General features: G+C 65.7%; 9 protein-coding genes and 2 pseudogenes. 1 reads left to right on the top strand and 10 read right to left on the bottom strand.

Annotated features, from left to right (window positions below):
* Positions 1-334: 334 nt before the first annotated feature.
* The 8 genes and pseudogenes from recN to ONR75_RS27685 form a co-directional block, all read right to left on the bottom strand.
* Positions 335-2005 carry a DNA repair protein RecN gene (gene recN, locus ONR75_RS27650; RefSeq protein ID WP_265080063.1) on the bottom strand — a complete coding sequence of 557 codons (1671 nt, stop codon included), beginning with the start codon at positions 2003-2005 and terminating at the stop codon, positions 335-337.
* A 13-nt stretch (positions 2006-2018) separates the two neighbouring features.
* Positions 2019-2909 (bottom strand): outer membrane protein assembly factor BamD, encoded by an 891-nt coding sequence (locus tag ONR75_RS27655; protein WP_265080064.1) that lies wholly within the window; start codon positions 2907-2909, stop codon positions 2019-2021.
* Positions 2910-3108: 199 nt separating this feature from the next.
* The gene (gene lpxC, locus ONR75_RS27660) at positions 3109-4062 is read right to left on the bottom strand and encodes a UDP-3-O-acyl-N-acetylglucosamine deacetylase (RefSeq protein ID WP_265080065.1); all 954 of its coding nucleotides are present in this window, start codon (positions 4060-4062) and stop codon (positions 3109-3111) included.
* Positions 4063-4401: 339 nt separating this feature from the next.
* Positions 4402-6147 carry a cell division protein FtsZ gene (gene ftsZ / locus ONR75_RS27665; protein WP_413776397.1) on the bottom strand — a complete coding sequence of 582 codons (1746 nt, stop codon included), beginning with the start codon at positions 6145-6147 and terminating at the stop codon, positions 4402-4404.
* Positions 6148-6297: 150 nt separating this feature from the next.
* Positions 6298-7619 (bottom strand): annotated as a pseudogene (gene ftsA / locus ONR75_RS27670) (cell division protein FtsA).
* Entirely contained in the window at positions 7616-8632 is a 1017-nt protein-coding gene (locus tag ONR75_RS27675; protein WP_265080066.1) for a cell division protein FtsQ/DivIB, read from the bottom strand. Before ONR75_RS27675 ends, ftsA begins: the two are co-directional and overlap by 4 nt.
* Positions 8599-8851 (bottom strand): annotated as a pseudogene (locus ONR75_RS27680) (D-alanine--D-alanine ligase); the annotation flags it as partial. The pseudogene ONR75_RS27680 and the gene ONR75_RS27675, both read right to left, overlap by 34 nt.
* 164 nt (positions 8852-9015) lie before the next feature.
* Positions 9016-10002: a D-alanine--D-alanine ligase gene (locus ONR75_RS27685; protein ID WP_265080067.1), complete on the bottom strand. Its 987-nt coding sequence runs from the start codon at positions 10000-10002 to the stop codon at positions 9016-9018.
* 152 nt (positions 10003-10154) lie between these two features.
* Here ONR75_RS27685 and ONR75_RS27690 point away from each other — a divergent pair, with 152 nt between their 5' ends.
* Positions 10155-10976, top strand: coding sequence for a DUF4239 domain-containing protein (locus tag ONR75_RS27690; protein WP_265080068.1), 822 nt, complete (start codon positions 10155-10157; stop codon positions 10974-10976).
* A gap of 41 nt (positions 10977-11017) precedes the next feature.
* On the opposite strand, the gene murB is transcribed toward ONR75_RS27690, so the two are convergent.
* Entirely contained in the window at positions 11018-11935 is a 918-nt protein-coding gene (murB, locus tag ONR75_RS27695) for a UDP-N-acetylmuramate dehydrogenase (protein ID WP_265083823.1), read from the bottom strand.
* Between the two features lie 204 nt (positions 11936-12139).
* Positions 12140-13543 (bottom strand): UDP-N-acetylmuramate--L-alanine ligase, encoded by a 1404-nt coding sequence (gene murC / locus ONR75_RS27700; protein ID WP_265080069.1) that lies wholly within the window; start codon positions 13541-13543, stop codon positions 12140-12142.
* Positions 13544-13630: the final 87 nt, after the last annotated feature.

Consider the following 13630-nt stretch of genomic DNA (forward strand, 5'->3'; position numbering starts at 1 on the left):
GCGCATCGTCCTGATAATAGCGTTTCTTGTGCGCCTCCATCTCCAGCGACAGCCGCATCAGCTCGACCTTGGCTTTGGCCTTGGTGAGAGTGGCGATGTTGGGGGGTGGCTTTGGACTTTGGTGTCTTGGTCATGCCTATGGATACGATGAAGTGCGTTGCGAGAAAAGGTAGCGCGGGGATGGTTCCGCAAGCTCCGCTGTCGTCCTCCGCGAAAGCGGGGACCCAGTAAACGGCAGCGTCTCGGCTCTATCACCGCTGCCGGCGTTTACTGGGTCGCCCGGTCCTGGCGCGCAAGTGCGCGCCGGCCGGGCGATGACAGCTGCGCATATGGCCTAAGCCGCGCCCTTGAGCAGCCGGTCCGCCGCGGCTCGGGCCTCTGCCGTGATCTCCGCACCCGCCAGCATCCTTGCGATTTCCTCGCGGCGCGGATCGGCGGCCAGCGTGTTGACGCGGGTGGCGACGCGTTTGCCGCGGTCGAGGGCGTCCTTGGAGATCAGCAGATGCTGGTCGGCGCGGGCGGCGACCTGCGGGGCGTGGGTGACGGCCATCACCTGGACCTTGCCGGCGAGCCGCGCCAGCCGCGCGCCGATGGCGTCGGCCACGGCGCCACCGACGCCGGTGTCGATCTCGTCGAACACCAGAGTGGGCGCCGAGCCGCGATCGGACAGCACCACCTTCAGGGCCAGCAGGAAGCGCGACAGCTCGCCGCCGGAGGCGACCTTCATCAGCGGACCGGCGCGGGTGCCGGGATTGGTCTGCACCCAGAACTCGACGCGGTCGATGCCTTGCGGACCCGGGCTTTTGGCGTCCGATTCGACCTGCGTCATGAACTTGGCGCGCTCGAGCTTGAGCGGCGCCAACTCGGCGATGACGGCCTTGTTGAGCTTTTCGGCAGACTTGGTGCGCGCCATCGACAGCTTGGAAGCCGCCGCGGCATAGCGGCCATCGGCCTCGGCGGCGGCGCGTTCCAGCGCCTGCAGCCGGCCGGCGCCGGCATCGATGGATGCGACATCGGCCGAATACTGTTTGGCCAGCGCCGCGAGGTTGTCCACCGGGGTGGAGAATTTTCGCGAGGCAGCGCGCAGCGCGAACAGCCGCTCCTCGATTCGCTCCAGTTCGGCGGGATCGAAATCGGCCTTGATCAGCGCAGCCGTGAGGTGCTGGTCGGCCTCTTCCAGCGCGTTGATGGCGATGTCGATAGCCTTGACCGCGGGCTCCACCAGATCCGGCGCACTGCCGGCGCGGCGCTCCAGGCGGCGCACCGCGGCGGCCAAAGTGGCCACCGGCGAATGATGGCCGGAGACAGCGTCCTGCGCCTCGCGCAGGTCGGCAGAGACCTTCTCGCCCTGCATCATGCCGGTGCGGCGCTCGGCCAAAGCGGTCTCCTCGCCCTCCTTGGGCGCCAGCTTCTTCAGCTCGTCGGCGGAGTGGCGCAGATAATCGGCGTCGCGGGCGGCGCGCTCCATGTTGGCGCGGTGCTCGTCGAGCACCGACAGCGCGGCCTTGCGGGCGTCCCACAGGGTCTCCAGCGCCGCCACGTCCTTTTCCAGCCCGGCAAAGGCATCGAGCAGCCGGCGATGGGTGGCGGCGTCCACCAAAGCGCGCTCGTCGTGCTGGCCGTGGATTTCCACCAGAGCGGCGCCGACCGCTTTCAGGGTCTGCACCGATATGGCCTGGTCGTTGATGAAAGCGCGGGTGCGGCCGTCGGCCAATTGCACACGGCGCAGAATCATTTCGCCGGTGTCTTCAAACCCGTTGGCGGCGAGAATCACCGCGGCCGGGTGGCCCTTGGCGATGTCGAAGGTGGCGGTGACCTGGCCCTGCTCGACGCCATGGCGCACCAGATTGGCATCGCCACGACCGCCAAGCGCCAGCGCGAAGGCATCGAGAAGGATGGATTTGCCGGCGCCGGTCTCCCCGGTCAGCACGGCCAGACCGCGGGAAAACTCGATATCGAGCCGTTCGATCAGGACGATGTCACGGATCGAAAGACGGGCCAGCATGAGAGGTCAGTTCCTAGCCGAGGCCAAATCGCTTGAAGGCCTTACTGAGGTAAGAGCCCTTGTTCTCGCTCGGTTCGAGTCCGCCCGACTTTACAAGATTATAAGCGTCTTTGTACCATCTGCTGTCAGGAAAATTGTGGCCGAGCACTGCGGCGGCGGTCTGCGCCTCGCCGACAATGCCGATGGCCATATAGGCCTCGGTCAGCCGCATCAGGGCTTCCTCGACATGCCGGGTGGTCTGGTACTGGGTCACGACGGTCTTGAAGCGGTTGATGGCGCCGGTGTAGTTGCGCTTTTCCAGGTTGTAACGGCCGATTTCCATTTCCTTGCCGGCCAGCTGGTCACGGGCGCCTTCCAGCTTCTTCTTGGCAGAGGTGGCATATTCCGAGGTGGGGTACTTGCGGATCACTTCCTCAAGTGCCGCCATCGCCTTCTCGGTGCGGCCCTGGTCGCGCGAGATGTCCGGAATCTGGTCGTAGTGCGAGGCGGCGATCAGGTACTGCGCATAGGCGGCATCGGCGCTGCCGGGATGCAGCGTGACGTAGCGCGTCGCCGAACCGATACAGGTGTCGTAGTCGGCCGATTCGTAGGCCGCATAGGCCGACATCAGCAGCGACTTGCGGGCCCATTCCGAATAGGGATGCTGGCGGTCGACTTCCTCGAACTTCTTCGCCGCGGCCTTCGGGTCCTTGCTCTGGTTCATGAGGTACAGGCCCTCATTGTAGAGCTTGTCGGCCGGCTCCTCGGTGTAGGTGTCGTCCTTGGTGCTGAACTTGTCCCAGATCGCACCGGTGCCGCAGCCGCTCAGCGGAACAGCCATCACCAGCAGCGACGCCAGCCGGAGCCGCTGACCGTGGAAGGCTGAGAACTTGCGCAGTCCGCGCGTGATACGCTGTGCCGACATTGATGACCTGACGCTCGTGATGCGTTGCCCGTGCCATGCGCACGATCATGGACATACCGGAACAGCGCGGCGGTCCCGAAACCAGACCATGCGCTGTTTAGCCGAATAATGTCCGTAAGTTAACCGGATACGCAGGCATTTCGCCCGGATTAAGGCGAAGGCCGGTGCAATACGGCAGGTTATGGTTACTGTGGATGATTCAGGAAACGTCCGGGCCGAAGGCCGGGGCGACCATGCCACCGAGCATTCCGCTGGCGACTTCGGCGCGCGGACGGCGGGCCGGTTCGGCTTCAACGATCTTCCAGGCCGAGCGATCGGCGATCAGAGCGGTGAGGACGGCGTGGTTGAGCTTGTGGCCGCCGCGGACCGAGCGATAGGCACCCAGCAGCGGCAGGCCGGCCAGTGCGAGGTCGCCGACCACGTCGAGCACCTTGTGGCGCACGCATTCGTCGGTATAGCGCAGGCCTTCGGCGTTCAGCAGGCGGTCATCGTCGAACACCACCGAATTCTCGAACGAAGCACCGAGCGCAAAGCCGGCGTCCCACAGGCGGGCAACGTCGTTCATGCAGCCGAAGGTGCGGGCACGACCGATGTCACGACGGAAGCTCTGCGGATTGAGATCGAGGGTGTAGGTCTGGCGGCCGATCACCGGATTGGCGAAATTGATCTCGACTTCGGCACGGAAGCCCGCAGCGTGGGGCCGCAATTCGCCGAAGGAGTCGCCCATGGCGACCTGCACGGGCTTGAGAACCTGGATGTAGCGGCGGCGCGCGGCCTGCTCGACGATGCCGGCCTGATCGATGGCGGCGACGAAGGCGGCGGCGGAGCCGTCCATGATCGGCACTTCCGGCCCGTCGACTTCGATGGTGGCGTTGTCGACGCCCATGCCGCGCAAAGCTGCGAGAATATGTTCGGCGGTGGAGACCAGCGGGCCATCGCGATCGCCGAGCACGGTGGCGAATTCGGTGGAGATGACGGATTTGGCGTCGGCGTGAACTTCGCGGTCGGGGCCTTCGAGGCCGGTGCGGATGAAGATGAAACCAGAGTCGACGGGGGCAGGTCCAATAGTCAGGCTGGCAGGGGAACCGGAATGAACGCCGACGCCCGTAACGGTGGCCTGCGACCAGAGCGTTGTTTGCCGACTAAATTTCATTCGTAACCACCCACTGATGACCCACTCGAATTCGAGCCAAACCGGTATCCGGCGATCGCCTTCAAGTGTCCCCGAGTCGGATTGACCATACCGACTGCCACAAAGTGCGCCAACTCACGCTTTTTTACCGATTGTTACCCAACCTCTGCCGCAATCGCGCCAAGCGTTTACCTAACTTGCCGCCGGTTTTGCACTTTTTGCACCGCCGAGCAAGATAGAAAACGTCTCTTTATCTATTAAAATCAGACACTTAATATTTCGCTCTGTATCGACGTCGCCAAAGCAAAGGTCCCGGCTGATGCAGCCGGGACCTCGCGGTCGTCACGATTGTAACAAATCTCAGTTCGACTGGCGGCGCAGGAAGGCCGGGATATCGAGATGGTCGTCACCCTGTGGCGCCGGAGCAACAGGTGCCGGACGGCCGTGGCTGTCGAGGCCCTGCGGCGCGGGGCGTCGGGCATATTCCGATACCGGATCCTGGCCCATCTGCTCAGCGACGCTGCGCTGCGGCTTGCGTTCCGGCAGCGGCGGCATCGGGGCCATGGCAGGAGCCGCGGCGCGGCCGGCCAGCGGCGGCTCGGATTCGTCGTCGCGACGACCGAGACCGACATTGGCCAAGCGCTGCAGCAGCGACATCCGGACCTTCTGCGGATGATCCTCGTCCGATTCGCCGCGGGACTGGCGAATCTCGTTCTGCGCGGTCATCGGCAATTCGTCGAACTTCGGCATCCGCGGCGCGCGCACCGGGGCACGTTCGGCGGGCTGCGGGATGAACTGCTCGGGAACGGCAGGCTCCGGCGCTTCCGCGCGCGGCGCTTCGCGCTCCGGGAACAGCGACGGCTTCTGCGCGATCGGGCGCACCGTCACGTCACCGTAGGAGGCTGGCTGGGACGAGACCTGAGCGACCGGCCGGTTGGCCTCGGGTGCAACCGCGGCGGCGATCGCTGCCAGGGCTGCACGTTCATGGTTGCTGGCGGCCGGGCGCTGTTCAGGAGCGGGAGCCGGTGCAGCCGGACGTGGTGCATCGGTCTTCTGCGCGGTGGTCGCGACGGCGCGCTGGTTGTCGGCGCGCAGGCGTGCAGTGAGCTCGGCCAGACGGTTGTCCGGGGCGCCCGGCGCAGCGACCGCAGCGGTTGCGGCAGCAGCCGGACCCGCGGCATTGCGGGCCAGCAGTGTCTGGTCGATGCCGGTGGCGACCACGGAGACGCGGATCACGCCATCGAGGGTCTCGTCGAAGGTCGCGCCGACAATGATGTTGGCGTCCTGATCGACTTCCTCGCGGATGCGGGTGGCAGCTTCGTCGACCTCGAACAAAGTCAGGTCCTTGCCGCCGGTGATCGAGATCAGCAGGCCACGGGCGCCCTTCATCGAGGAATCGTCGATCAGCGGGTTGGCGATGGCGGCTTCGGCGGCGGTCAGCGCGCGCTTCTCGCCGGTGGCCTCGCCGGTGCCCATCATCGCCTTGCCCATTTCACGCATCACGGCGCGGACGTCGGCGAAGTCGAGGTTGATCAGGCCTTCCTTGACCATCAGGTCGGTGATGCAGGCGACGCCCGAGTACAGCACCTGGTCGGCCATCGCGAAGGCGTCGGCGAAGGTGGTCTTCTCGTTAGCGACCCGGAACAGGTTCTGGTTCGGAATGATCAGCAGCGTGTCGACCACCTTGTGCAGCTCGGCAATGCCGGCCTCGGCGGTGCGCATGCGGCGCTGGCCTTCGAAGTGGAACGGCTTGGTGACCACGCCGACGGTGAGGATGCCCATGTCGCGCGCGGTCTTGGCGATCACGGGAGCTGCGCCGGTGCCGGTGCCGCCGCCCATGCCGCAGGTCACGAACACCATGTTCGCACCCGAGAGGTGATCGCGAATCTCGTCAATGACTTCCTGCGCGGCGGCGGCGCCGACATCAGGCTGCGAACCGGCACCGAGGCCCTGGGTCACGACCGTGCCCATCTGCACGATGCGCTGGGCCTTCGACATGGTGAGCGCCTGCGCGTCGGTGTTGGCGACGACGAAATCGACGCCCATCAGACCGGCGGTGATCATGTTGTTGACGGCATTGCCGCCGGCGCCGCCGACGCCGAACACGGTGATGCGGGGCTTCAGCTCGGCGATATCCGGGGGTAAGATTAAGTGTCATGTGATTGCCTCTCGATTACGCGCGCGTTGTCTGGTCATGCCCGCGGCCGGAGGCCGAAAGCGCGAAGGAAGGAAAAAGGAAGGGTCGGCAAAATTTCATCAGAAACCCTCGCGAAGCCATCGTCCGACCTTTCCGAAATAGCCGTCGGTCCCTGTCTTGAGCTGCCGCGTATGCCGCGGTTCGACATGTTCAAGATGAGCGAATTGCGGATAGACTAGGAGCCCGGCGGGCACTGCGAAGGATGCGCTCTTGGCCTCGGTCGGCAGCCGGCCGAAACCGAGCGGACGGCCGATGCGAACCGGACGGCCGAGAATCTGGGTGGCGAGATCGACCAGTCCGGTGAGCTGCGAAGCGCCGCCCGACAACACAACCCGCGCCCGCGGCTCTGCCGCAAAGGGGAATCCGCGAGTCGGTCCCTGACCATTTCAAAAATCTCCTCGGCGCGCTGCCGGACGATGTTGGCGATTGTGGCGCGGGATACGACCTGCGGCGTGTCGCGGTCATTGTCGCCTGCCGACGGCACGGACAGCAGTTCGCGCGCATCGGAGCCGCCCGTCAGCACGGTGCCATATAACGTCTTGATTCGCTCGGCATCCGCAATCGTCGCACCTAAACCGCGCGCCAGATCCATGGTGATGTGTTGCCCGCCGACCGCAAAACCTGACGCATGAACGAAGCGCCCGCTGGAATAGGTGGCGATGGTGGTGGTGCCGGCCCCCATCTCGACGACGGCGGCGCCGAGATCGGCCTCGTCGTCGGTCAGGACAGCAAGACCTGCAACATAGGGACTCGCCGCCATGGCCTCGACATTGAGATGGCAGCGCTCGACCACCAGCATCAGGTTCTTGGCGACGGTGGCGTCGGCGGTGACGACGTTCATGTCGACGCCGAACTGCCGCGCCACCATGCCCCGGGGATCGCGAATGCCTTTGACGCCATCGAGCTGATAGCCGACCGGCAGCGCGTGCAGCACGGTGCGGCCGGGTGGCGTGGCATGATGCATGCCGGCCGAGGTGACGCGGCTGACATCGGCGGCGGTGACCGCGCCGCCCTTGATGTCGGCGCAGGCTTCGATCAATTGACCCTGCAGCCGGCCGGCCGAGACCGACAGCAAAACCGATTCAACCCGGACCTTGGCCATCTTTTCGGCCAGCGCCACAGCCTGGCGCACGGCCTGTTCGCATTCGCCGAGATCGACCACCGCGCCGGACTTGACGCCGCGCGACTGGATCTGGCTGTAGCCGATCAATTCCACCGCATGGCTGCGGCCGCGCAGCGCCTCGTTGGGCGCGCAGGGCTTCAGCCGTGCGATCATGCAGGCGATCTTGCTGGTGCCGATATCCAGCGAGGCAACCAGCGCGGTGCGGTTGGTCGCCATCGCGCGGGTTTTCGGCGCCTGGTTGCGATCGAGCGTGGTCATGCGGCGCCAGCCTTCTTCTTGGCGGCGTTGGCCTTGTTGAACAGATCGTCGCGGGCCTTGGCGGCATCTTCCGACAGCCGCACGGTCAGCCGGTCAGGCAGCCGCATGTCGATGGCCACGATGTCTTTCGAAAACAAACGGTCTTCCTTGTCGAGCTTGCTCAGCATCGCGAGCGCGTTGCCGACGTCGTTTTCCGGAAGCCTGATGTCGAGGCCATCCTTGAGCCGCAGATTCCAGCGCCGTTCGCCGACGAAGATCGCGGCCTTGGTCACCGAGCGCACCTGCGGATAGCGATCCAGCAAGGCGAGAAAATCCCTGGCGCGGGTGTCGGCGCCCTTGCCCACCACCAGCGGCAGCGAGGTGAAACGGCGCGACACGTAGGTCTCCAGCACGGCGCCATCGTCGGCGACCACTGCGAGGCGGCCGTCCTGCTGCCACAGCGCAAAGGCGGAACGTTCGGTGACGTCGATCTGCAACCGGTCTGGATACAGCTTCAGCACGTTGGCTTCGGCGATCCACGGATTGGCCTTGAGCCGGTCGCGCACCGTGGCGGCATCGAGAAACAGCAGCGACGAGCGGCCGTTGACGCCGCCGATGGCGAGGATTTCGTCCTGGGTCAGCTGCTTGCGGCCGTTGAGCGTCACCGAAGCGATGCGGAAGCCGGCGGCGTTGGCCGCGGCATTGCGGGCATCGCTCAGCGTGGCAATGAGTTCGTCGAGATGGTTGCCCCTGACCACGCCGAAGCCGACGCTGCCGAGCAGCATCAGGATGGTCGCGGCGATGCCGACGCGGCGCGGAACGTAGCGCTCGAGCAGCGCGATGTATTTGTTCGGGCTCTGTTCGCGCACGACGCGCTTCGGAGCCCGGAAACGGGCAGAACAACGGGCAAGAAAATCGGCAAGCGGCGCCAGCTGCTCGCGCAGCAGTATGGCCGCGCCAATGGCAGCCAATCTCAGGTCAGTTTGGGGCCCCAGCGATCTCACCGATCGAGAGAGGCGTCCTCCACCATCCATTGCACGCGCTCGTTACATGTTATGCCCGCATCCGCTGCGGGCTATGGCCCAGGTGATGTCCCGAATGTCGCTGCATGAGTCGTCGCGGAACTCCGCACGGCTCGCGCACCGGCAGCCAAGCGCCACATGCGCCGCCAGCGTTAACCTTCGGACTTCCTGGTAAACAAAGTGTAAAGTTGCCCGGGGCAGCACATGATTAGATGCGGTTTCAGAAGACTTTAGCCGGAGTGTTGCGGATGAGTCGGATGGAACCGGGGGCCGCCGTGCCGGGTGTCGTCACCCGCGAAAGCGGGTGACCCAGTAAGCGGCGGCATATCAGCATCGTCGCCGGCGTCTCGGAATACTGGGTCGCCCGCTTTCGCGGGCGACGACAGCCCAGTAGGTCACCCCACCCGCTTCGTCGCGATTGCAATCTGGCCGTGCAGGAAATCGACAAAGCTGATGCCCTGGACTCTCAGCTCCTTGGGGTAGAGCGAGGCCTTGGTCAGGCCCGGCAGGGTGTTGGTTTCGAGATAGACTGGGCCATTGGCCGACACGATGAAATCCGACCGCGAATAGCCGCGGCACGACATCGCTCGGTGCGCCCTGACCGAGAAATCCATTATGACGGCGCTGATCTCTGGGCTGAACCGGCCGGGGCAGATTTCCTGCGTCGCCGAGGCGAGATATTTCGAATGATAGTCGAAGCCGCCATCCGCCGGGATGATCTCGATCGGCGGCAGCGCGATCAGCGAACCGTCTGCCTGCTCCAGTACGCCGCAGGTGGCCTCGACACCGGCGACGAACGGCTCGATCACATACTCCTCGATCTTCGCCGCCCGGCGCACCGCGACCAGATCCTGGCTCGCATTGACGAAGATCAGGCCGAAGCTCGAACCGTCCCGGGCCGGCTTGGCGATCAGCCGGCCGTGCGCGGCGAAAGCCTCGTCGATCTGGTCGAGCGCCACGCCGGGCGCGACGGTGACGCCGGCGATGGCGGCAAAGCGCTTGGCCGCCACCTTGTCGAAAGCGAGGTTCGACGACGCCGAGCCGGAGCCCGTGAACGGGATGCCGCGCATCTCGCACATCGCCTGCAACTCGCCATTCTCGGCCATCCCGCCATGCAGGCCGAGCACCAGCACGCGATTTTCCGCCTTCGCCTGGTCGAGCGCCTGCGCCAGCAGCCCAATGCTGGCGCAGGCGGGCTTGAACGGATCTTCGAACGGACGCGCATGACCGAGCAGTGTTTCCGGTCGGGTGGCGTAGACGCGGTCGTCTGCGTCCCAGAACCACAGCTCGGCTTCCGGCAGCGCCGCGTGCAGCGCCTGCGCGGTGGCCACCGAGACCAGCCGCTCCTTGTTCAGACCGCCGAACAGAATCGTGATCCGCATTGATTCATCCCGTTCCGTCATCGATCGATGCCCCGATTCAGCCCCAGCCATGCCCGTCGGCCAATAGCATTCCCGGGCACGAGTCAGATATTGCTGATTTGCGTCCGCAACGCGACCCTGCCCCATTGTCCCAAGCGGGAGAGACCCGATCGATGCTCAAGGCCTGGCTCGACCTGCCCACGCTGGGCATTTTCGCCGCGCTCTGCACGCTTTACTATGGCACGGCGCTGGCGCTGGCCGGCGTGACGTTCCGCTCGCCGCTCCGCGGCCGCATCCAGTCCCTGACCGGGGTGGTGGCGCCGTTCTTTTCCTGCCTGGCGATCCTGTTCGGACTGCTGACCAGCTTTCTCGCCAACGACATCGGCGACCGCAACCGCCAGGCGCTGCGCGCGGTGCAGACCGAGGCCGGCGAATTGCGCAACATCTATACGCTGAGCGTGGCGTCGGTGACCGACATGCGAACCATCCGCGTGGCGCTCAAGGACTACGCCCGCTCCGCGGTGCAGGAAGAATGGCCGGAGATGGTCGAGGCCGGCAGTTCGGCGAAGACCCGTGCCGCCTATGACACGCTGCTGCGCGAGGTCAGCGACCCCGCCATCACCAAGGACGCCAGCGGCGCGATTCATGCCGCGTTGCTGAGCGCAGCGGTCCGCGTCGGCACCGCGCGCGGTGACCGGCTCAGCCTGTCGTCCGACCGCACCAACGACATCAAGTGGATTTCGGTGCTGATCCTCGGCGTCATGACCCAGGTGGGACTGGCGCTCGTGCATCTCGAACGACCGCGCGCGATGCTCGCCGCTCTCACGGTGTTCGGCACCGCCGCCATCGTCGCACTCGGGCTGATCGCGCTGCAGGAACATCCGTTCCAAGGCACGTTCCAGGTATCGCCGGCACCGTTGCAGCGGCTGCTGGCGCTGAGCGATGTGGTGGCGCCGGTCGAGCCCGCGCCAGCAGTGGCGCCTGCTGCGAAGTAGCCTCCTCACCTCTCCCCAACGCGGAGAGGTGAGGAACAACACTACACGACCCCTATGCGCTTGATTTCCCAGTGCAGGTCGATGCCGGATTGCGCCAGTACCCGCGCGCGCACGGTCTCGCCTAGCGTCTCGATGTCGGCGGCGGTGGCATCGCCGGTGTTGATCAGGAAATTGCAGTGCATTTCCGACACCTGCGCGCCGCCGACGCGCAGTCCGCGGCAGCCGGCGGCGTCGACCAGCTTCCAGGCGCTGTGGCCGGGCGGATTCTTGAAGGTCGAGCCGCCGGTCTTTTCACGGATCGGCTGCGCGGTCTCGCGATGCGCCTGCACCGCATCCATCTTGGCGCGGATCATCGAAGACTCAGTGAGCACGCCGCGGAATTTTGCAGAGGTGAAGATGATGGACGGGTCGACGCCACTGTTGCGATACACGAACTGCATCGCGGCGTTGTTGAACACGTGTTTCGTCCCGTCGCGGCCGATGCCGGTGGCCTCGATCAGCACGTCCTTCGTCTCGCCGCCATTGGCGCCGGCATTCATGCGCAGCGCACCGCCGATCGAGCCGGGAATTCCGAAGTAGAATTCGAGACCGCTGATATTGGCGGCCGCCGCGGTCTCCGCCACGCGCTTGTCCAACGCAGCGGTGCCGGCGCTGACGATGTCGTTCTCTGCCGTCGTCGCGCCAAAACCGCGCGGGCTGAGGCGGATCACCACGCCGGCAATGCCGCCGTCGCGCACGATCAGATTGGAGCCGACGCCGACCACGGTGACCGGAATGTCCATCGGCAGCCGCGACAGGAAGTATGCGAGATCGTCCTCATCCGCAGGCGTGAACAGGACTTGCGCCGGGCCGCCGACGCGAAACCAGGTCAGCGGCGCCAGCGATTCATTCGCCAGCAGCCGACCGCGAAGCTCGGGCATGGCGGATTTCAAGTCGGCGCTGAGGTCGGGAAAGGTCATGCTGCCCGGTAAGCTGGTCATGTTTGGGTCCCCTCCCCCTGCGGGGAGGGTGGCTTCGCGAAGCGAAGACGGGAGAGGGGAGCCGCGGGCGACGGAGCGTGTGGCGCCCCCTCTCCCCACCCTCTCCCGCCAGACGCAGCTTCGCTGCGCCCGGGGAGAGGGGCGCGACTGCGCGTGTGGAGAGCGCGTCGACCATCGCAGTCGTTACCCCAACGCCTTCAGCTCGCCCGGCAGCGCGTAAGCCCACTGCGTGATGTTGCCGGCGCCGAGGCAGACCACGGTGTCGCCGGGTTTGGCGACGCCGGCGATCAGGCCCGCGAGCGCCGCGGATTCCTGCAGCGGGATCACCTGGCGGTGACCGTGGGCGCGCAGGCCGAGCACGAAGTGATCGCGATCGATGCCTTCGATCGGCGCCTCGCCGGCCGGATAGACTTCGGCGACCACCACCGTGTCGGCGTCGTTGAAGCAGGTGCAGAATTCCTCGAAAAGCGACTGCAGGCGGGTGAAGCGATGCGGCTGCACCACGGCGATGACCTTGCCTTCGGTGGATTCCCGCGCCGCCCGCAGCACCGCCGAGATCTCCACCGGATGGTGGCCGTAATCGTCGATGATGGTGACGCCTTTCCACTCGCCGGTCCTGGTGAAGCGGCGCTTGACGCCGCCGAAGCCGGCCAGCGCCTTGCGGATCATGTCATCGGTGAGGCCGAGCTCATGGGCGACGGCGATGGCGGCGGTGGCGTTGAGCGCGTTGTGGCGGCCGGGCATCGGCAGCACCAGATCGGCGATCTCATGGGATGTCCCGGCCTTGCGGTCGCGGAACGCCACCCTGAAGGCGGAGCCGCCATTGGCCGGATGCAGGTCGAGCAGCCGCACGTCGGCCTGCGGATTGGTGCCGTAGGTGATGATGCGGCGATCCTCGATCTTGCCGACCAGGGTCTGCACCACCGGATGGTCGATGCACATCACCGCAAAGCCGTAGAACGGCACGTTCTCGACGAAGTGGCGGAACGCGTCCTGCACCGCTTCGAAGGTGCCGAAGTGATCGAGATGTTCGGGATCGACGTTGGTCACGATGGCGACGTCGGCGGGCAGCTTGAGGAAGGTGCCGTCGCTCTCGTCGGCCTCCACCACCATCCAGTCGCCGGCGCCGAGCCGCGCATTGGTGCCGTAGGCGTTGATGATGCCGCCGTTGATCACGGTGGGATCGAGTTCACCGGCATCGAGCAAGGCGGCCACCATCGAGGTGGTCGTGGTCTTGCCGTGAGTGCCGGCGATAGCCACGCAGCTTTTCAGCCGCATCAGTTCGGCCAGCATCTCGGCGCGGCGCACCACCGGGATGCGCTGGGCGCGGGCCGCCAGCAGTTCTGGATTGTCGCGCTTGATGGCGGTGGAGACCACCAGCACATCGGCACCGGCAACGTTGTCGGCCTTGTGGCCGACGGTGACTTTGATGCCCTTTTCCCTGAGCCGGTTGACGTTGGCGCTTTCCGAAGCGTCGGAGCCCTGCACCGTGTAGCCGAGGTTGCACAGCACTTCGGCAATGCCGCTCATGCCGATGCCGCCGATCCCGACGAAGTGGATGGGGCCGATCTCGCGGGGCAGTCTCATGGGGGCTCTCGTCTCTGTGCGTCGTGACCCGAGCGGGGCCAACGTCTGCGAATCTGCCTCCTTCATGCAAGACAGGGATGACCGGGA

Source organism: Rhodopseudomonas sp. P2A-2r, assembly GCF_026015985.1.
Classification (GTDB): Bacteria; Pseudomonadota; Alphaproteobacteria; order Rhizobiales; family Xanthobacteraceae; genus Tardiphaga.